The 17685-nt window shown below is 71.9% G+C and carries 19 protein-coding genes; 16 read left to right on the forward strand and 3 right to left on the reverse strand.

Going from position 1 to position 17685, the window contains the following annotated elements:
- The first annotated feature begins 285 nt into the window (after positions 1-285).
- The 4 genes from lipB (at position 286) to F1615_RS25320 (ending at position 3459) form a co-directional block, all read left to right on the forward strand.
- Entirely contained in the window at positions 286-1083 is a 798-nt protein-coding gene (gene lipB / locus F1615_RS25305; protein WP_149551378.1) for a lipoyl(octanoyl) transferase LipB, read from the forward strand.
- A 153-nt stretch (positions 1084-1236) separates the two neighbouring features.
- Positions 1237-2226 (forward strand): lipoyl synthase, encoded by a 990-nt coding sequence (gene lipA / locus F1615_RS25310; RefSeq protein WP_149551379.1) that lies wholly within the window; start codon positions 1237-1239, stop codon positions 2224-2226.
- Between the two features lie 267 nt (positions 2227-2493).
- Entirely contained in the window at positions 2494-2694 is a 201-nt protein-coding gene (locus F1615_RS25315; RefSeq protein ID WP_149551380.1) for a hypothetical protein, read from the forward strand.
- Between the two features lie 60 nt (positions 2695-2754).
- On the forward strand, positions 2755-3459 hold the full coding sequence (locus tag F1615_RS25320; protein WP_149551381.1) for a DUF4191 domain-containing protein: 705 nt from the start codon (positions 2755-2757) through the stop codon (positions 3457-3459).
- A gap of 107 nt (positions 3460-3566) precedes the next feature.
- On the opposite strand, the gene F1615_RS25325 is transcribed toward F1615_RS25320, so the two are convergent.
- Positions 3567-4037, reverse strand: coding sequence for an RDD family protein (locus tag F1615_RS25325; protein WP_149551382.1), 471 nt, complete (start codon positions 4035-4037; stop codon positions 3567-3569).
- A gap of 210 nt (positions 4038-4247) precedes the next feature.
- Here F1615_RS25325 and glnA point away from each other — a divergent pair, with 210 nt between their 5' ends.
- A complete protein-coding gene (gene glnA, locus F1615_RS25330) occupies positions 4248-5657 on the forward strand; it encodes a type I glutamate--ammonia ligase (RefSeq protein ID WP_149551383.1) in 1410 nt (469 codons plus the stop codon).
- 164 nt (positions 5658-5821) lie between these two features.
- On the forward strand, positions 5822-6079 hold the full coding sequence (locus F1615_RS25335) for a hypothetical protein (RefSeq protein WP_149551384.1): 258 nt from the start codon (positions 5822-5824) through the stop codon (positions 6077-6079).
- 53 nt (positions 6080-6132) lie between these two features.
- Here F1615_RS25335 and F1615_RS25340 read toward each other — a convergent pair whose 3' ends face one another.
- On the reverse strand, positions 6133-6447 hold the full coding sequence (locus F1615_RS25340; RefSeq protein ID WP_149551385.1) for a hypothetical protein: 315 nt from the start codon (positions 6445-6447) through the stop codon (positions 6133-6135).
- A 230-nt stretch (positions 6448-6677) separates the two neighbouring features.
- Here F1615_RS25340 and F1615_RS25345 point away from each other — a divergent pair, with 230 nt between their 5' ends.
- The 8 genes from F1615_RS25345 (at position 6678) to F1615_RS25380 (ending at position 14508) form a co-directional block, all read left to right on the forward strand.
- Complete coding sequence (locus F1615_RS25345; RefSeq protein ID WP_149551386.1) at positions 6678-7037, forward strand: ArsC/Spx/MgsR family protein; 360 nt, start codon at positions 6678-6680, stop codon at positions 7035-7037.
- Positions 7038-7147: 110 nt separating this feature from the next.
- Entirely contained in the window at positions 7148-7828 is a 681-nt protein-coding gene (locus F1615_RS25350) for a hypothetical protein (RefSeq protein WP_149551387.1), read from the forward strand.
- Positions 7829-8095: 267 nt separating this feature from the next.
- A complete protein-coding gene (gene glnII / locus F1615_RS25355) occupies positions 8096-9124 on the forward strand; it encodes a glutamine synthetase (RefSeq protein WP_149551388.1) in 1029 nt (342 codons plus the stop codon).
- 63 nt (positions 9125-9187) lie between these two features.
- Positions 9188-9679 carry a winged helix-turn-helix domain-containing protein gene (locus F1615_RS25360; RefSeq protein ID WP_149551389.1) on the forward strand — a complete coding sequence of 164 codons (492 nt, stop codon included), beginning with the start codon at positions 9188-9190 and terminating at the stop codon, positions 9677-9679.
- Between the two features lie 72 nt (positions 9680-9751).
- On the forward strand, positions 9752-10759 hold the full coding sequence (locus F1615_RS25365) for an NAD-dependent epimerase/dehydratase family protein (RefSeq protein ID WP_149551390.1): 1008 nt from the start codon (positions 9752-9754) through the stop codon (positions 10757-10759).
- Positions 10760-10829: 70 nt separating this feature from the next.
- Positions 10830-12116 carry a sensor histidine kinase gene (locus tag F1615_RS25370; protein ID WP_149551391.1) on the forward strand — a complete coding sequence of 429 codons (1287 nt, stop codon included), beginning with the start codon at positions 10830-10832 and terminating at the stop codon, positions 12114-12116.
- Positions 12101-12754 carry a LuxR C-terminal-related transcriptional regulator gene (locus tag F1615_RS25375; protein WP_149551392.1) on the forward strand — a complete coding sequence of 218 codons (654 nt, stop codon included), beginning with the start codon at positions 12101-12103 and terminating at the stop codon, positions 12752-12754. The genes F1615_RS25370 and F1615_RS25375 overlap by 16 nt, the downstream gene beginning before the upstream one ends.
- A 218-nt stretch (positions 12755-12972) precedes the next feature.
- Positions 12973-14508 carry a DUF1996 domain-containing protein gene (locus F1615_RS25380; protein ID WP_149551393.1) on the forward strand — a complete coding sequence of 512 codons (1536 nt, stop codon included), beginning with the start codon at positions 12973-12975 and terminating at the stop codon, positions 14506-14508.
- A 69-nt stretch (positions 14509-14577) separates the two neighbouring features.
- Here the strand turns inward: F1615_RS25380 and F1615_RS25385 are convergent, their stop codons facing one another.
- The gene (locus F1615_RS25385) at positions 14578-15009 is read right to left on the reverse strand and encodes a hypothetical protein (protein ID WP_149551394.1); all 432 of its coding nucleotides are present in this window, start codon (positions 15007-15009) and stop codon (positions 14578-14580) included.
- Positions 15010-15158: 149 nt separating this feature from the next.
- On the opposite strand from F1615_RS25385, the gene F1615_RS25390 reads away from it, so the two are divergent.
- Positions 15159-15671 carry a tetratricopeptide repeat protein gene (locus F1615_RS25390; protein WP_149551395.1) on the forward strand — a complete coding sequence of 171 codons (513 nt, stop codon included), beginning with the start codon at positions 15159-15161 and terminating at the stop codon, positions 15669-15671.
- Positions 15672-15718: 47 nt separating this feature from the next.
- On the forward strand, positions 15719-17683 hold the full coding sequence (locus tag F1615_RS25395; protein ID WP_149551396.1) for a hypothetical protein: 1965 nt from the start codon (positions 15719-15721) through the stop codon (positions 17681-17683).
- The last annotated feature ends 2 nt before the right edge of the window (positions 17684-17685 follow it).

Below are 17685 nucleotides of genomic sequence, written 5' to 3' on the forward strand. Positions count from 1 at the left end.
GCGGTGCGGTCTCCTGCCTTCCGGCTACTGAGGTGCCCGGATTGCCTGTGAGCAGCCCTTATGCCTCATGGACGGCGCGAATGTAGCGGAGAGTGAGCAACCGATCGCAGACTTCCCCCGCCATTCATCCGATCGTGTGAGGATTGGCCGGGAAGCTGACGAGCGGGCGACGCGCGGCTGCCGTTCCGGACGCCGATCCGGCCGCCGATTCAGGCGCCGGTCGAACGGTCGTACAGTGGCGTGGGCGCGTTTCGCGCCTGACGACCTTCTAGGGAGGCGCTTGCCGTGAGTGAGTTGCGGTTCGTCCGGATGGGCTTCGGGGCCGATGCCGTGGACTATCGGCTGGCCTGGGACGAGCAGCGCCGGGTGCACGCGGCACGGTTCGCCGACGAGGTGCCCGACACCGTCATCCTCCTGGAGCATCCCCCGGTCTACACGGCCGGCCGGCGCACCGAGGCGAGCGAGCGCCCCCTCGACGGCACCCCGGTCATCGACGTGGACCGCGGCGGCAAGATCACCTGGCACGGCCCCGGCCAGCTGGTGGGCTACCCGATCCAGAAGCTGCCCCGCCCGGTGGACGTGGTCGCGCACGTCCGGCGCCTGGAGGAGGCCCTGATCCGCACCTGCGCGGAGTTCGGCCTGGAGACCACCCGGGTCGAGGGCCGCAGCGGCGTCTGGGTCCTCGGCGACCCGGTCGAGCAGCGCCCCGCGCTCGGCGGACTCTCCCTCGACTTCGACCCCCGCCTGCACGACGACGAGTTCGACCCCCGCCTCAACGGCCCGGAGTACGCGCCCTCCAACGCGGGCCAGCGCCGCGAGGACCGCAAGATCGCGGCGATCGGCATCCGCGTGGCCAAGGGCGTCACGATGCACGGGTTCGCGCTGAACGTGAACCCGGACAACAAGTGGTTCGACAGGATCATCCCGTGCGGGATCCGCGACGCGGGCGTCGCCTCCCTGGCGAACGAGCTGGGCCGTGACATCACGATCGACGAGGTGCTCCCCGTCGTGGAACGCCACCTCGGGGACATCCTGCGGAACGCGGAGCTGAAGCCGCGGGAGATCGAGAGAACACCGGCATAGAAGCCGCCCGCCCGGCGTTGAACGTCACGGCCGTCCAGGTCGCAGCGAGGACCGGGGGCGGCTGCCCTCAGCAGGGCCGCACCCTCGCCGGGCATTCAAATCGACGGGCGTACGCTTGAGGACGCCGAAGAATCAATCGCTAGGGAGCCGGTCGTGTCCGCAGTCGCACCCGACGGACGCAAGATGCTGCGCCTGGAGGTCCGCAACAGCCAGACCCCCATCGAGCGCAAGCCCGAGTGGATCAAGACCCGGGCGAAAATGGGCCCCGAGTACTCCAAGATGCAGAACCTCGTGAAGAGCGAGGGCCTGCACACGGTCTGCCAGGAAGCCGGCTGTCCGAACATCTACGAGTGCTGGGAGGACCGCGAGGCGACCTTCCTCATCGGCGGCGACCAGTGCACCCGGCGCTGCGACTTCTGCCAGATCGACACGGGCAAGCCCGAGGCGCTGGACCGTGACGAACCGCGCCGCGTCGGCGAGTCGGTCGTCACCATGGACCTGAACTACGCCACCATCACCGGCGTCGCCCGCGACGACCTGGAGGACGGCGGCGCCTGGCTGTACGCCGAGACCGTGCGCCAGATCCACGCGCAGACCGCGAACCGCGAGGCGGGACGCACCAAGGTCGAGCTGCTGGCCCCCGACTTCAACGCGGTCCCCGAGCAGCTCGCGGAGGTCTTCTCCTCCCGCCCCGAGGTCTTCGCGCACAACGTCGAGACGGTGCCCCGGATCTTCAAGCGGATCCGCCCCGGCTTCCGCTACGACCGCTCCCTGAAGGTCATCACCGACGCCCGCGACTACGGCCTGGTCACCAAGTCCAACCTGATCCTCGGCATGGGTGAGACCCGCGAGGAGGTCAGCGAGGCGCTGAAGCAGCTGCACGACGCCGGCTGCGAACTGGTCACCATCACCCAGTACCTGCGGCCCTCCGTGCGCCACCACCCCGTGGAGCGCTGGGTGAAGCCGCACGAGTTCGTGGAGCTGAAGGAGGAGGCCGAGCAGATCGGCTTCTCCGGTGTGATGTCCGGCCCGCTGGTCCGCTCCTCGTACCGCGCCGGCCGCCTCTACCGGATGGCGATCGAGTCGCGTCAATCAGCTGCTCCGCAGCGCGGGGGCGCGTACGTGGCCTCCCAGGCGGTCTGACCTCGTCCGGAGCCCTCCGGCGGCACACCGCCGACAGCGTGTGAATTCACGCACAAGGCCCTACCGGCCGGTAACGGCCGAGAGCCCGCGGTCCCGACCGTCCTCGCAGATGAGGACACAGGTCGGGACCGCGTCGGCGTTCCGGGGCCTCCCATCGAGGCTTCATGCCTGTTTGACCGCCCGGTCACGCCCTGGTAACACCAGTCAGTGAGCCTGGAATCACAGCACGCACACCCCTACCCGTCGGCACCGAGGGAGACCTCCACCATGCAGGCCGCGCCTGTCCGCGCCACCGCCATCCCGTCCTTCACCACCGCGCTGCGCGCCGTCGAGTCACTGCTGATGAGCGGGGGTCAGCGCACCGCCCGCCGCAACGCGTGGACCTCGGTGCTGGAGGACCGCCGTCGCGCCAAGGACCGGATCGAGACCCAGCGCGTCCTCGACCGGACCGTGACCATCCGCCCCTGACCCCTCCCACCCCCGGCACTGCCGTCGAAGGCGCTCCGGGGGGCACGTAGACTTCATGCCATGGCGAGGAAGGAAACCGCAGCGGACGCTGCGAACCCCGGGCGACTGAAGCAGATCGCCCTGACCTACAAGATGACCCGCAGGGCCGACAAGAAGATCGGTCTTGTACTCGCGGCTGTCGGAATCGTCACCTTCGGTGTCTTCCTCGCGATCGGTTTCTTGATCGGGTACCCCATCTATCTCGGCATCCTGGGCCTTCTGCTCGCCTTCCTCGCGACGGCGATCGTGTTCGGGCGCCGGGCCGAGCGAGCGGCCTTCGGGCAGATGGAGGGACAGCCCGGCGCCGCCGCGGCCGTGCTCGACAACATCGGCCGGGGCTGGACGACGACCCCCGCGGTCGCGATGAACCGCAACCAGGACGTGGTGCACCGCGCGGTCGGCAAGGCCGGCATCGTCCTGATCGCCGAGGGCAACCCGAACCGGGTGAAGAACCTGCTGGCCGCCGAGAAGAAGCGGATGAACCGCATCGTCGCGGACGTCCCGGTGCACGACCTGATCGTGGGCACCGGCGAGGGCCAGGTCGAGCTGAAGAAGCTGCGCACGACCATGCTCAAGCTCCCTCGCGTGCTCACCGGCCCGCAGGTCACCGCGACCAACGACCGGCTGCGCGCCCTGGGCGACCTGATGAGCAACATGCCGCTCCCCAAGGGCCCGATGCCCAAGGGCATGAAGCTGCCGAAGGGCGGCGGACCGCGGGGCCGCTGAGCCCCACCCCTCCTCAACACGACGACGGGGCGCCGGAAGGGATTCCGGCGCCCCGTCGTCGTCTCCCGGCGGGAGCGGAGGTCAGGAGGGAAGGTCGGGAGCGGCGGTCAGATCCGCACCTCGACCGTGCGGGCGAGCCGGTCGTGCAGGCCGCGGCCGTCGCGGTCCCAGACGAGGGCGGGAACGGCGAGGCACAGCAGGGCCGAGCGCACCAGACCGCGCAGCGGCTGCACCCGGCCGGTGCCGAGGGCGACGACCCGCAGCCCGAACAGGCGCTTGCCCGGGGTGAAGCCGACGGTGCCGACGGTGAGGACGCTCAGCACGAAGAACACCAGCAGCGCCCAGTTACCGGTCGCCTGCCCGTCGTAGCCGTCGGTGACCAGACCGTATGCGATCAGCATGCACAGGCCCCAGTCCACGGCGAGGGCGCCGAGCCTGCGGCCGGGGCGCGCGATCGAGCCCGGTCCGCTCTCCGGCAGCCCCAGCTGCTCGCCGCGGTAACCGAACTCGGCACCGGCTTCCTCCAGGGCCGCGCGCGGCCCGGACAGCCATGATCCGATTGCTTGCCTGTTGTCCACCCGTCCACGGTACTGCGACCGGAAATGACCACAGGACGGCGGGGTGCATCGGGGCTACCGTGGGAGAGGGGGCGGTTAACTTGTGCGAAACAAATGGGTCACGCACGAGAAATGACCCGTCCCTAGGGTCGAGTGCAGCGTGTGCCACCCGCACTGGCCGCACGAACGATCTACCACCCCGGCGGGACGGTCGGGAGTAGGAGGAGCTGGATGTTCCAGAACGCCGACGAGGCCAAGAAGTTCATCGCGGACGAGGACGTCAAGTTCATCGACGTCCGGTTCTGCGACCTCCCGGGTGTGATGCAGCACGTCACCGTGCCGGCGGAGGCGTTCGACCCGGACGAGGAGCTGGCCTTCGACGGATCCTCGATCCGTGGTTTCCAGGCCATCCACGAGTCCGACATGTCGCTGCGCGCGGACCTGTCGACCGCCCGGGTCGACCCGTTCCGCCGCGACAAGACGCTGAACATCAACTTCTTCATCCACGACCCGATCACGGGTGAGCAGTACTCCCGTGACCCGCGCAACGTGGCCAAGAAGGCGGAGGCCTACCTCGCGTCGACCGGCATCGCGGACACCGCGTACTTCGGTCCCGAGGCCGAGTTCTACGTCTTCGACAGCGTGCGCTTCAAGACCTCCGAGAACGAGTCCTTCTACCACATCGACTCCGAGGCGGGCGCCTGGAACACCGGTGCGCTGGAGGACAACCGCGGTTACAAGGTCCGCTACAAGGGCGGCTACTTCCCGGTCCCGCCGGTCGACCACTTCGCCGACCTGCGCGCCGAGATCTCCCTGGAGCTGGCCAAGGCCGGCCTGAAGGTCGAGCGTCAGCACCACGAGGTGGGCACCGCCGGCCAGGCCGAGATCAACTACAAGTTCAACACCCTGCTCGCCGCCGCCGACGACCTGCAGCTCTTCAAGTACATCGTGAAGAACGTCGCCTGGCGCAACGGCAAGACCGCGACCTTCATGCCGAAGCCGATCTTCGGTGACAACGGTTCGGGCATGCACGTCCACCAGTCGCTGTGGGCGGGCGGCGAGCCGCTCTTCTACGACGAGCAGGGCTACGCCGGTCTGTCCGACACCGCCCGCTACTACATCGGCGGCATCCTCAAGCACGCCCCGTCGCTGCTGGCCTTCACCAACCCGACGGTGAACTCCTACCACCGCCTGGTGCCGGGCTTCGAGGCTCCGGTGAACCTCGTGTACTCGCAGCGCAACCGTTCCGCCGCGATGCGCATCCCGATCACCGGCTCCAACCCGAAGGCCAAGCGCGTGGAGTTCCGCGCCCCGGACGCCTCCGGCAACCCGTACCTGGCCTTCTCGGCGCTGCTGCTGGCCGGCCTGGACGGCATCAAGAACAAGATCGAGCCAGCCGAGCCGATCGACAAGGACCTCTACGAGCTGGCTCCCGAGGAGCACGCGGGCGTGGCCCAGGTCCCGACCTCCCTCGGCGCCGTCCTCGACCGCCTCGAGGCCGACCACGAGTTCCTCCTCCAGGGCGACGTCTTCACGCCGGACCTGATCGAGACGTGGATCGACTTCAAGCGCCAGAACGAGATCGCCCCGCTCCAGCTCCGTCCGCACCCGCACGAGTTCGAGCTCTACTTCGACGTGTGATCCCGCTGATGCGTATGTGACGCGTGAGCCCGTCCGTACGGCGCCCCCGTCCCGGTCCCCGGGGCGGGGGCGCCGACGTGTGCGGGCTGTCCGGAATCCTTCCCTCTCGGCGCCCCGCGAGGGATCCTTGTACTGACACTGCTGTTCGAGAGAAGGTCACGGGGATGTCCGAAAGGGACGACGAGGAGCGGGAGTTCGACATCAAGTGGGCGGACGGGGCCGAGCACAAGGAGCCGTCGGCCCGGGCCCGGATGCTCGCCGCCCGCTGGAAGGACAACCCGCCCGGACCGGTCCCGTTCCGCCCCGATCCGGCGCACAGGGGGTCGTCCGGCCGCTCGTCCTGGGTGTCGACGGCCGTCGTGCTCGGGTGTGTCGTCGCCGTGATCGTGCTGCTCGGGTACATCGACTTCCGGCCGTACTGACACACCCGGTGCCGGGCGCCGCACCGCTGGAGGGCGCCCGGCACGGTGCCGGTCTAGCGGTTGTAACGCATGAACGCGCGCACCATGTGGCACGTGATGTCCGACGGCGGGTGCACGCCGATCAGCTCCGCCGTGGTGCGGATCCTGTCGTTGCGGGCCTGGCCGGGCAGGTAGACGCCGGAGTCGAGCAGGGCGATGGCGAGCCGCATCGCCTTGAGCCGGCGGTTGTGCGTGACGTACCACTCGCGCGGACGGCCCGGCGGCAGCGGTCGCTTCTCCACCGGGGCGCAGGGCATGTCGAGCGGCACGGGACGCTTCGCGGTGGACTGGGTGGGCAGGGGCTTCGGCTTCAGTGCGGCAGCGGGCACAGGCATCCTCCTGTCGCGGTCAGGGCGGCCCGCCGAGGTCCACGACGACCTCGGCGACTCCCTCGAACACTGCTTACAGTCTACTGCCCGGCACTGACATTCAGCAGACCCGTACAGGCCAGCAAATGCGCTGGTGGACACGGCTTTTGTCGCTACGTCACAGCACTCCCGCCAGGCACGCGCGAGGCGCGTTGAATTCGAACACCGGGCGGCGGCGTACCGTGTGCGGCATGGAGATCTGGATCAATCCCGCCTGTTCCAAGTGCCGCAGCGCCATCAGCCTGCTCGACGCCGAGGGGGCGGAGTACACCGTCCGCCGGTACCTGGAGGAGGTGCCGGGCGAGGACGAGATCCGGGAGGTGCTGGAGCGGCTCGGGCTGGAGCCGTGGGACATCACCCGGACCCAGGAGGCCGTCGCGGCGGAACTGGGACTCGAGGAGTGGGAGCGGGACGCCGGCACGCGGGAGCGCTGGATCGCGGCCCTCGCCGCGCATCCCCGGCTGATCCAGCGGCCGATCATCACGGCGGACGACGGGACCGCGGTCGTGGCCCGCACGGAGGACGCCGTACGGGACGCCCTCTCCCGCTGACGGCGCTGTGACGCAGGCCACTGCGGCGACTTGGTCCGGCCGCTGAGCAACTCCGTTCGGTATCTCGTACATAGCGGCGTACGCCCCCCTACCTCTTCGAGGAGGCGCGCATGTCGCGCAGGAGAACTCTCGGTCCGAAGAAGAAGCTCGCGCTGCTGCTGAGCGCCGCCACGGTGGCGGGAGGCGGCGCCTTCGTCATGGCGGCCACGTCGAACGCCGGCCCGCCGCCGGCCACCACCAGGTCGGCGGCGGACTCCACCGTCTGCCAGGGGCTCGCCACCGCGCTCGGCAACAACGAGAAGTTCATCGAGGGCCAGCGCGCCGCCCCGGACGCGCAGTCCGAGGCGCGGATCGCCAACCGCGAGGCGGTCATCGCCCAGATCCAGCGTCAGCAGGAGGCGTCCGGGTGCACGGTTGGGGAGTCGGCTCAGGACTCCCAGACCGCGCAGCCGGAGCAGCCCGCACCCTCGCAGCCCGCAGCCTCGCAGCCCGCCGGGAACGACCAGGGCGAGCAGGCCGGCGGTGACGGTGCCGCGGCCTCCGGTGAGCAGGTGTGCAACGGGTCCACCGTCACCCTCTCCGGTGAGGGCGGCGCCCCGGCGGCGTCCAGCAACCAGTTCCCGGCCGGTACGAAGCTGAAGGTCACCAACCTGGACAACAACAAGTCCACGACGGTGGAGGTCACCTCGGTGTCCGGCAGCTGCGTGCTGCTCAACAACGCCGCCTTCGAGCAGGTCCGCGAGGCCGGCAAGTTCCTGATCCGCCGCGCGGTGATCGAGAAGGTGGGGTGAGGTCCGGATTCCCACGAGGGGCCCGCTGCTTCCGGCCGGGAGCGGCGGGCCTCTCGGCGTTCCATCGCATACACCGCGCCCGCCTCCCCCCGCGCGCTCACAGAGCGGGGCGGGGCGCACAGGGGTCCGGTAACACGGGGTTCACATGCGGGCAATGGCCGGGAAATCGCCTGTTGACAGGCTGCGTGGCATCGACGGCGTCGCCCCAGTGCCGCAGCGCCGCAGCACCCGCACCAGCGCCCAGCCCCACCCCGAAGGATGTGGACCGTGAGCTTCAAGGCCGAGTACATCTGGATCGACGGCACCGAGCCGACCGCCAAGCTGCGTTCCAAGACCAAGATCCTGGGCGACGACGCCAAGGGCGCGGACCTGCCGATCTGGGGCTTCGACGGGTCCTCCACCAACCAGGCCAAGGGGCACGCCTCCGACTGCGTCCTCAGCCCGGTCTTCGTCTGCCCGGACCCCATCCGCGGCGGTGAGGACGTCCTGGTCCTGTGCGAGGTGCTGAACACGGACATGACGCCGCACGAGTCCAACACGCGTGCCGCGCTGGCCGAGGTGGCCGGGAAGTTCGCCGCCCAGGAGCCGATCTTCGGCATCGAGCAGGAGTACACCTTCTTCCAGGACGGCCACCCCCTCGGCTTCCCCAAGGGCGGTTTCCCGGCCCCGCAGGGCGGCTACTACTGCGGTGTCGGCTCCGACGAGATCTTCGGCCGTGACGTCGTCGAGGCGCACCTGGACAACTGCCTGGAGGCGGGCCTGGGCATCTCCGGCATCAACGCCGAGGTCATGCCCGGCCAGTGGGAGTTCCAGGTCGGTCCGCTGGCCCCGCTGGAGGTCGCCGACCAGCTGTGGGTGGCCCGCTGGCTGCTCTACCGCACCGCCGAGGACTTCGGCGTCGCCGCCACCCTCGACCCGAAGCCGGTCAAGGGCGACTGGAACGGCGCGGGCGCGCACACCAACTTCTCCACCAAGGCCATGCGCGAGGGCTACGACGCGATCATCACCGCGTGCGAGTCGCTCGGTGAGGGCTCCAAGCCGCTCGACCACGTCAAGAACTACGGCGCCGGCATCGACGACCGCCTCACCGGTCTGCACGAGACCGCCCCGTGGAACGAGTACTCCTACGGCGTCTCCGACCGCGGCGCCTCGGTGCGCATCCCGTGGCAGGTCGAGAAGGACGGCAAGGGCTACATCGAGGACCGCCGTCCCAACGCCAACGTCGACCCGTACGTGGTGACCCGTCTGCTGGTCGACACGTGCTGCACCGCGCTGGAGAAGGCCGGCCAGGCCTGATCCGTACCTCAGTCGTCGCGAGGGGCGTCCACCGCCGGGGGTGGGCGCCCCTCGCGTTCCCACCTGCGTGCCGTTCACCGGGACGAGGTGGTGACCGTCGCGGATCTGCTGCCGCCCGGTGCCACCTGGCTGCCCGCACCGCCGGACGCCGTGCCCGTCCTGCCCGGGCTGCCCCCGATGGTCGGCTACCTGGTGCTGGTGCCCGCCGGCCACCGGCCGCCGTTCCCCGCAGCGCCGGACCCGGCCGGGCAGCCCGGGGACGACGCGCTCATCCGCGTCGACCCCGTGCAGCGCACCGCCGAGGTGGACGGGCGGCGACTCGACCTGACGTACCTGGAGTTCGAGCTGCTCGCGCATCTCGTGGCGCACCCGAACCGGGTGCACACCCGGGACCGGCTGGTCGGCACGGTGTGGGGCTACGGCCACGTCGGCGACGGCCGTACCGTCGACGTCCACATCGCCCGGCTGCGCCGCAAGCTGGGCGCCGGGTACCGGGACGCGATCCGTACGGTGCGCCGGGTCGGCTGCACGTACGTGCCGCCGGCCGGGCGCTGAGCGCGCACCGCCTGGTCTGCCGACAGCAGATTCCCGTTCCCACGCGCCCCACGGGCGGGCAGAGTCGCGGGTATGAGACTTCTGTTGCTGGGTGGTACGGAGTTCGTGGGCCGGGCCGTCGCCGAGGCGGCCGTCGGACGGGGCTGGGAGGTGACCGTCTTCCACCGGGGACGGCACGAGGCCCCGCCGGGCGTGCGGACACTGCTGGGCGACCGCACCGCGCTCGACGGTCTGGCCGCGCTCGACGAGGACCCCGGGGAGTGGGACGTCGTCGTCGACACCTGGTCGGGCGCCCCGCGCGCGGTGCGGGACGCGGCGCGGCTGCTGCGGGGCCGCGCCGGGCGGTACGTGTACGTGTCGAGCTGCTCGGTGTACGCGTGGGCGCCGCCCGCCGGGTACTCCGAGGATGCTCCCGTGGTGGAGGGCGCCTCCGCGGACGCGGATCTCACGGACTACGCGCGGGACAAGCGGGGCGGCGAGCTGGCCGCCGTGGACGCCTTCGGCGCGGACCGGTCGCTGCTGGTGCGGGCGGGGCTGCTCATCGGTCCGTACGAGAACGTGGGCCGGCTGCCCTGGTGGCTGAACCGGATGGCGCGCGGCGGCCCCGTCCTCGCCCCGGGCCCGCGTGACCTGCCCCTCCAGTACGTGGACGCCCGCGACCTCGCGGAGTGGATCCTCGGCGCCGCCGAGCGGGGGCTGAGCGGGCCCTGCAACCTCATCTCCCCCCAGGGCCACGCCACGATGGGCGAACTCCTCGACGCCTGCGTCCGGGTGACCGGCGGCCCGGCCGAACTGCGGTGGACCGCGCCTGAGGTGATCCTCGACGCGGGCATCGAACCGTGGACGCACCTGCCGGTGTGGGTGCCGCCGGGCACGGACCTGCACGACGCGCTGCACTCGGCGGACGTCTCCCGGGCGGTCGCGACGGGACTGCGCTGCCGCCCGGTCGCCGAGACCGTGGCCGACACCTGGCGCTGGCTCCAGGACCTCGGCGGCACCGCGCCGCAGCGCCCGGACCGGACGGCCAAGGGGCTCGATCCGGAGGTGGAGGCGAAGGTGCTGGCGGGCCCGGGGGTGTAGGCAGCACCACCACCCGGCCGGGGGGTTCGGCCCAGTGACCGCACCGGGCCGCTCGGCCAGACTGACGTCCATGAACACCGAAACGAAGAGCGACGGCACCGCCTCCAGGGCACGGGGCATGGTGCGTGCCGCCGGACGGGGGCTCGTCCTCGCGGTCGTCTCACTGCCGCTGGCCGTGCTCTGCTTCGTCCTGTCCGCCGTGTCGATCGCCCTCATCCCCCTCGGGGTCGGGCTCGTCACCACGCCCTGGGTGCTGACCGGTGTGCGCGCCTTCGCGGACTGGCGCAGGGTGCTGTCGGCCGAATGGGGCGGGGTGCGCATCCCCCCGGCCTACCGGCCGGTCCCCGGGGGCGCCAACCCCTGGACGCGCACCTTCGCCATGCTGCGGGACCCGGCGGTCCTGCGGGACCTGCGGTGGCTGCCGGTGGACATGACGGCGGGCTTCGTGACGGCGCTGCTCCCGGCGGTGCTGGTGCTCTACCCCCTGGAGGGCTTCGCGCTGGCTGCCGGGATGTGGCGGACCATGACCGGGGGCCCGTACGTCGAGTACGGGCCGTACTGGTACGGCTTCGTGCCGGTCAGCGACCAGACGTCCGCACTGGGCGCCGGAGCGCTGGGCGCCGTCCTTCTCGTCCTCGCCCACCGCTACGCCGTGCCGGCGTTCCAGGTCCACTTCCGTCTCACCCGGGCCGTCCTCGGCTCCCACCGGACCGAACTGGCCGAGCGGGTGCGGGTGCTGACCGAGACCCGGCGGGACGCCGTGGACACCTCCGCCGCCGAACTGCGGCGCATCGAGCGGGACCTGCACGACGGGGCGCAGGCGCGGCTGGTCGCCGTGGGCATGGACCTGGGGACGATCGAGACCCTGATCGAGAAGGACCCGGCGAAGGCGCGTGAACTGCTGGCGCACGCCCGGCGGTCCTCCGCCGAGGCGCTGACCGAACTGCGGGAGCTGGTGCGGGGCATCCACCCGCCGGTGCTGGCCGAGCGCGGTCTGGGAGACGCCGTGCGGGCGCTGGCGCTGCGGCTGCCGGTGGCCACCGAGGTGAACGTGGAGCTGCCGGGGCGGGCGGAGGCGCCCGTGGAGTCGGCCGCGTACTTCGCGGTGAGCGAGGTCCTCACCAACTCGGTCAAGCACTCCGGCGCGGACCGGATCTGGGCCGACCTGCACCACGCCGGGGGCCATCTGCGGGTGACGGTCACCGACAACGGCAAGGGCGGCGCGGTCATCGGGGCCGGCTCGGGACTGACCGGGGTGGAGCGGCGGCTGGGTACATTCGACGGCGTCCTGGCCGTCAGCAGTCCCGCGGGCGGCCCCACCATGGTCACCATGGAGATCCCTTGCGCGTTGTCCTAGCCGAAGACCTCTTCCTGCTGCGCGACGGCCTCGTCCGGCTGCTCGAGGCGCACGACTTCGAGATCGCGGCGGCCGTGGAGTCCGGACCCGAGCTGGCCCGGGCGCTCGCCGAGCAGGAACCCGACGTCGCCGTGGTCGACGTGCGCCTGCCGCCGACGCACACCGACGAGGGGCTGCAGTGCGCGCTGGCCGCCCGCCGCGAGCGCCCGGGTCTGCCGGTGCTGGTGCTCTCGCAGCACGTGGAGCAGCTGTACGCGCGGGAGTTGCTGGCCGACGGCAGCGGCGGGGTGGGCTATCTGCTGAAGGACCGGGTGTTCGACGCGGAGCAGTTCGTGGACGCCGTGCGCCGGGTCGCGGCGGGCGGTACGGCGATGGATCCCCAGGTGATCCAGCAGCTGCTGGCGCGGCAGTCGGGCGACGACCGGCTGCCGGCCCGGCTGACGCCCCGGGAGCTGGAGGTGCTGGAGCTGATGGCGCAGGGGCGGACCAACGCGGCGATCGCGGCCCGGCTGGTGGTGACGGAACGGGCGATCGCCAAGCACACCGCGAACATCTTCGCCAAACTGGGGCTCGAGGTCTCGGACGACGACAACCGGCGCGTGCTGGCCGTTCTCGCGTATCTCGACCACGGCCGGTGAAACCGGACACGCCCCTTCACCCCGGGTGGGTGATCCGCAACTCCTGGTGCCGCAGGGCCTGTTGAAACCCCTGTGGCCGTAATGACTTCTCACCGATTCCCGGGACGGGTGAACACCCGTGGGGCGGCTCCCGTACTCAAGGGAGCCGCTTCACTCCTGTCGGGCCGCTCGAAGCCCCGCAATGGGATGCCCCCGTAAGGAAGGTCAAGAGGAGTTCCATGGGACGCAACACAAGAAAACGTCGTACGCCGCTGGCCACCAAGGTGATTGCCGGGGCGGCGGCCCTGGCGCTCGGTGGGGGCGGGCTGGTCTGGGCGAACTTCTACGCCTCGGCACACGAGGAGAACGGAGGCGACAACCGGACCCGGTCGGGGGGCGCGCGGATCGCCACGATCAACTGCCCGGACGTCGGCCAGAAGCTGACGAGGGTGCCGCGCGACGCCCGCAGGGGCGTCGCGAAGGAACTGGCGCTGCTGGACCGGCAGATCACGGACGCCTACACGCGTCTCGCGGAGACGCGCCAGGCCCAGGCGGGTGACGAACGCTACGTCGACAACGCCATCCTCGGACCGCTGAAGTCCAAGCGGGTCGCCACCCTGGACCGGATCGGCATCAACATCAACCGGGCGGGCGGCAAGGCGCCGCGCGACCTCGGCCGGTTCGCCCCGTGCCAGGGCGTTCCCGTCGAACAGCCGGAGCCCGACGACGGCGGCGGCCAGGACCAGGGTGACGGCGGCCAGGACAACGGCGGCCAGGACCAGGGTGGCGGCGGCCAGAACGACGGCGGTCAGGACAACGGTCAGGGCCAGGGCAACGGCGGTCAGGCCGGCAACGGCCCCGTGGCGGACGACTTCGTCAACATCGAGGACGTCCAGCCGAACTCCCGCAACCTGCCCAACGGTCTGGCGGCCAACGGCGGCGGCGGCTCGACGGGCACCTTCACCACCGAGTGCGGCACCAACGAGAACAGTCTGCGCAACTCGGACAACGTGATCGTCGCTCCCGGTGTCAGCAACGGCGCCCAGCACCAGCACGACTACGTCGGCAACCAGGCCAACACCGCCTTCGCGAGCGACGAGGACCTGGCGAACGGCGACACGACGTGCCAGAACCAGGGCGACCGGTCGTCGTACTTCTGGCCGGTCCTGCGGATCCAGGACGGTACGCAGGACATCGACCAGGGTCAGCCCGGTGGCGGTCAGGACGGCAACGTCGGCAGGATCGTCGCGCCCGACGAGGTGGAACTGAAGTTCGTCGGCAACCGCACGAGCGACGTCGTCGCGATGCCGAGGGCCCTGCGCATCATCACCGGTGACGCCAAGGCCTTCACCAACGGCCTGAACAACGCCAACACCGCCTGGAGCTGCACCGGCTTCGAGGACCGGCAGGTGACGGACAAGTACCCGGTCTGCCCGGAGGGCAGCAGCGTGGTCCGGACGACCGCCTTCCAGAGCTGCTGGGACGGCCAGAACATCGACAGCGCCAACCACCGCACGCACGTCGACTTCGTCGAGGCGGACGGCACCTGCTCGAACGGCTTCCAGGCCATCCCGCAGCTCCAGGTCCGCCTGGTCTACGACATCCCGGCCCCGCAGATCGACAACGGGCAGCTCGTGAACCCGTTCGCGGTGGACACCTTCCCGGAGCAGCTGCACAAGCCGATCACCGACCACAACGACTTCATCAACTTCTTCGACGAGGACCTGATGAACGAGATGGTCGACTGCATCAACAGCGGCCAGGACTGCCAGTAGTCCCGCAGCGGAAGGGGCCGGCGGTGGGAGATCCCACCGCCGGCCCCTTCGTCCGTCCGCGGGGCCGGGTCAGCCGTGGTGGCCGCCCTGGTTGTGACTGCCACCGGGGTTCATGTGCTCGGACCCCTCCTCCATGGTGCCGCCGAGCGTGCTCCGCAGCGCCGCCACGGTCCTCTCCTCCCCGACGGCGACCCACTTGCGGCCGACGAGGTAGTAACCACCGTAGTCCTTGGCGGTGTTGAGCCACTCGCGCTGGCCGCGGTCGGTGGCGAAGGTGGCGAGGACGTACTTCTCGCCGCCCTTCTTGCACAGGGCCTGGCGGATGGTGTCGGCGTCGGTCTGCATGTTCGGCTCGCACTTCGCCTCGGCGGCCAGGTGCTCCAGACTGCCGGTGGCGGTGGGCGGCACCTCGTCCGCGCCGGCGCCGCCGGATCCGCAGCCCGCCAGCGCCAGGGCCGCCACCGCGCAGGTCAGCGCGAGCATCGGTCGGGTCACCCTCATGTGTTCCTCCGGTCCTTTACGGCGGCATCGTGACGGCGACACGCCGCACGGAGCCCCGGCTCGGGGCCCTCGCCCTTCGATACGGCCCCGAGGCCCGCAGCGCTCAATTCCCGGTGCGGCCGCGGGGGCGCGCGTGCGAGGGTGGCACGATGAACAGCGACTGGGAGGACCGCGTGGCCGCCGCCTGGGCCCGCTTCGACGACTACGCCGAGGAGGACGCGCCGGCCTTCCGGGCCGCGATCGACACGCTCGTCGCCGAACTTCCCGGGGGGAGCCCGCTCGGTCCCTTCGAGCAGGCCTGCGCCTGGGACTCCACCGGCCGCCCGGACCGGGCGGTACCGCTCTACCGGCAGGCGCTGGACGGCGGGCTGGCCCGCGTCAGCGGCTACAAGGCGCGCCGGGCGAGGATCCAGCTGGCCAGCTCGCTGCGGAACACCGGCCGGGCGGAGGAGGGCGTGCGGCTGCTGACACCCGAACTCGACGCGCCACCCGACGAGTTGGACGACGCGGTCCGGGCCACGCTCGCGCTGTGCCTGTCGAGTCTCGGGCGGGACCGTGAGGGACTGTCGCTGGTTCTCGGGGCCCTCGCCCCACATCTGCCGCGCTATCAGCGCTCGATGGCCGCCTACGCGCGTCTGCTCGTCGAGCCCGCCGACGGGTGACGCCCGGGGCCAGGTGACCATCCACCGATTCGCTCGTTCTGCTGAACGTGCAGTCACAGGATGTCGTCCCGCCCTCCGCGCGCTCCTCCTCCCCGGCCGGTCCGGGCGTGGACGTCGAGCAGGCGGAGGCCGCCCTCGTCGAGCACTATCCGCGGCTCGTCCGGCTCGCCTACCTGGTGCTGCCCTCCCGCGCCCGCCGGAGCAGGCGCGTGCTCACCGCGCACTCCCTGGTCCAGCGGGCGCTGCCGCGCGGCCGCACCCCCGCGGCGGTCGTCCCCGCACAGTCGGAGGGCCGTGCCGGGGACGCCGGCTATGCGCTGGTCCGGCTGCAGGTGGTGCGCACGGCGCTTCAGGCGGGCCGGCCGCTGGGGCGCGGTGCCTGGCCCAGGCGGTCGCAGTTGCCGCCGCTGCTCCCGCAGGTGTGGGGGCTGAAGCTGTTCCCCCGCCCGGGCGGCGCCGACGAACTCGCGCTGGACCAGCGGCTGTCCGCCCTGTCCGGACCGGCTCGCGCCGCCCACGCGCTGCGCGGCCTCGAGCGGCTCCCGGACGAGGACGTGCGCGAGGTGCTCATCTCCGCGGGCGTCACCGACGTGGACGCCGCGCTGGCCGAGGCGGACCGGATCCCCGACGCGTACCGGCTGCTCGACTCCCCCGAGTTCGACCCCTGTTCGCTCCAGGCCCGGCCGACGGACCTGCTGCGCCGCCGCCGGCATCTGAAGGCCGCGCTCGTCGGCGGGACCGCGCTGGTGGTGTGCGGGACCCTGCTCGGGCTGCCGGGCGACGGGTGGGGTCCCGACGGTGCCGCCGCTCCCCCGTACACGCGCAACCCGGCCGCGCAGGCCGCGCTGGACCCGGGGAAGCTGACCCGGGTCCCCCCCGCCGCGTGGAAGACCTCCGCGCGCACCGACTTCTCCGTGTGGCCGGCGCGCGGCGGTGTCACCGGCGACCGGGCGCTGCTGCGCCGCGCCCTCGCCGTCTGGGCGCGGCCCGGGAAGGGCGTCGAGGTGTCGGCGACCCCGGGCACCCCCACCGGCGGCCCCGCGGGACCGCCCCAGCTGCTGTACGCGGGGACGGTCGACACCGCGCGGGTGGTGATCCTCCACGACGGTCTGCGCGTCGTCCGGTACGCGGAGCCGGGGGACGGTGACCGGGGCGCCGCGCTGGACTTCGCCCGGGCCGACGGTGCCGGGCGGGCCGGGTCGAGCGCGGTGGTGCTGAGCCGTGCCGACGGCAACGTCCGCTACCTGGTGGCTCCCTGGGTGCGTGAGGCGGGCGAGCGGGACCTGCTCGAGCCGGGTGCCGGCGCGACGGCCCTGGACCTCGTCGACGGGGTGACCCCGCCGCTGGCCGGGCCCGCGCCGCGGCAGGGGTCCTGCACCTCCTGGAACGTGCTGGAGCTGACCGACGGCACCGGCACCCGGCTGGTGACCGACCTCGGCGAGCTGGTCCCGGCCCACCTGACCGCCGGGCGGCCCGGCGCGGTCACCGAGGCCTCCGGCGCGAAGGCGCTGCGCACCTGGGCGCCGTACGCCTGCTCGCTGGGCGCCGTGCGCTCGGCGGGGGTGCGGAGTGTGAACGCCTGGGTGTTCGCCGAGCAGCCGCTTCCCGGCGCGGGCGAAGCGGGCCGGGGGTCCTCCCGTCCGAAGGACGAGGGAGGGACGGCGGAGTGGGTGTGCACCCGCGCGGAGACCTGGCGGGGCGGCGGTGCACGGGTGCTGGCGCAGTTCCACACGCCCGGCGCGCGGTTCGGGGCGGTGGCGGCGAAGGCCGAGGACGTGCCGGCGTGCGGGGTGCGGGAGCCGGGGGTGCTCGCCGGGGTGCTGTGGAAGTCCGCGGCGGGCAGTTGGTACCTGCTGGCGGCCGGCAGCCGCGGCACGGTGTCGGTCGCGGCGACGGGCGGGGTCGAGGGGTCGGCCCGGGGGCGTCTGCTGACCCTCCGCGCGCGGCAGGGTGCCCGGGCGGACCTCGGGGGCAGACTGGAGAACGGGCGGTCGATCAGCGGGCTGCGATGACC

Source organism: Streptomyces marokkonensis (assembly GCF_008312835.1).
Lineage (GTDB): Bacteria > Actinomycetota > Actinomycetes > Streptomycetales > Streptomycetaceae > Streptomyces > Streptomyces marokkonensis_A.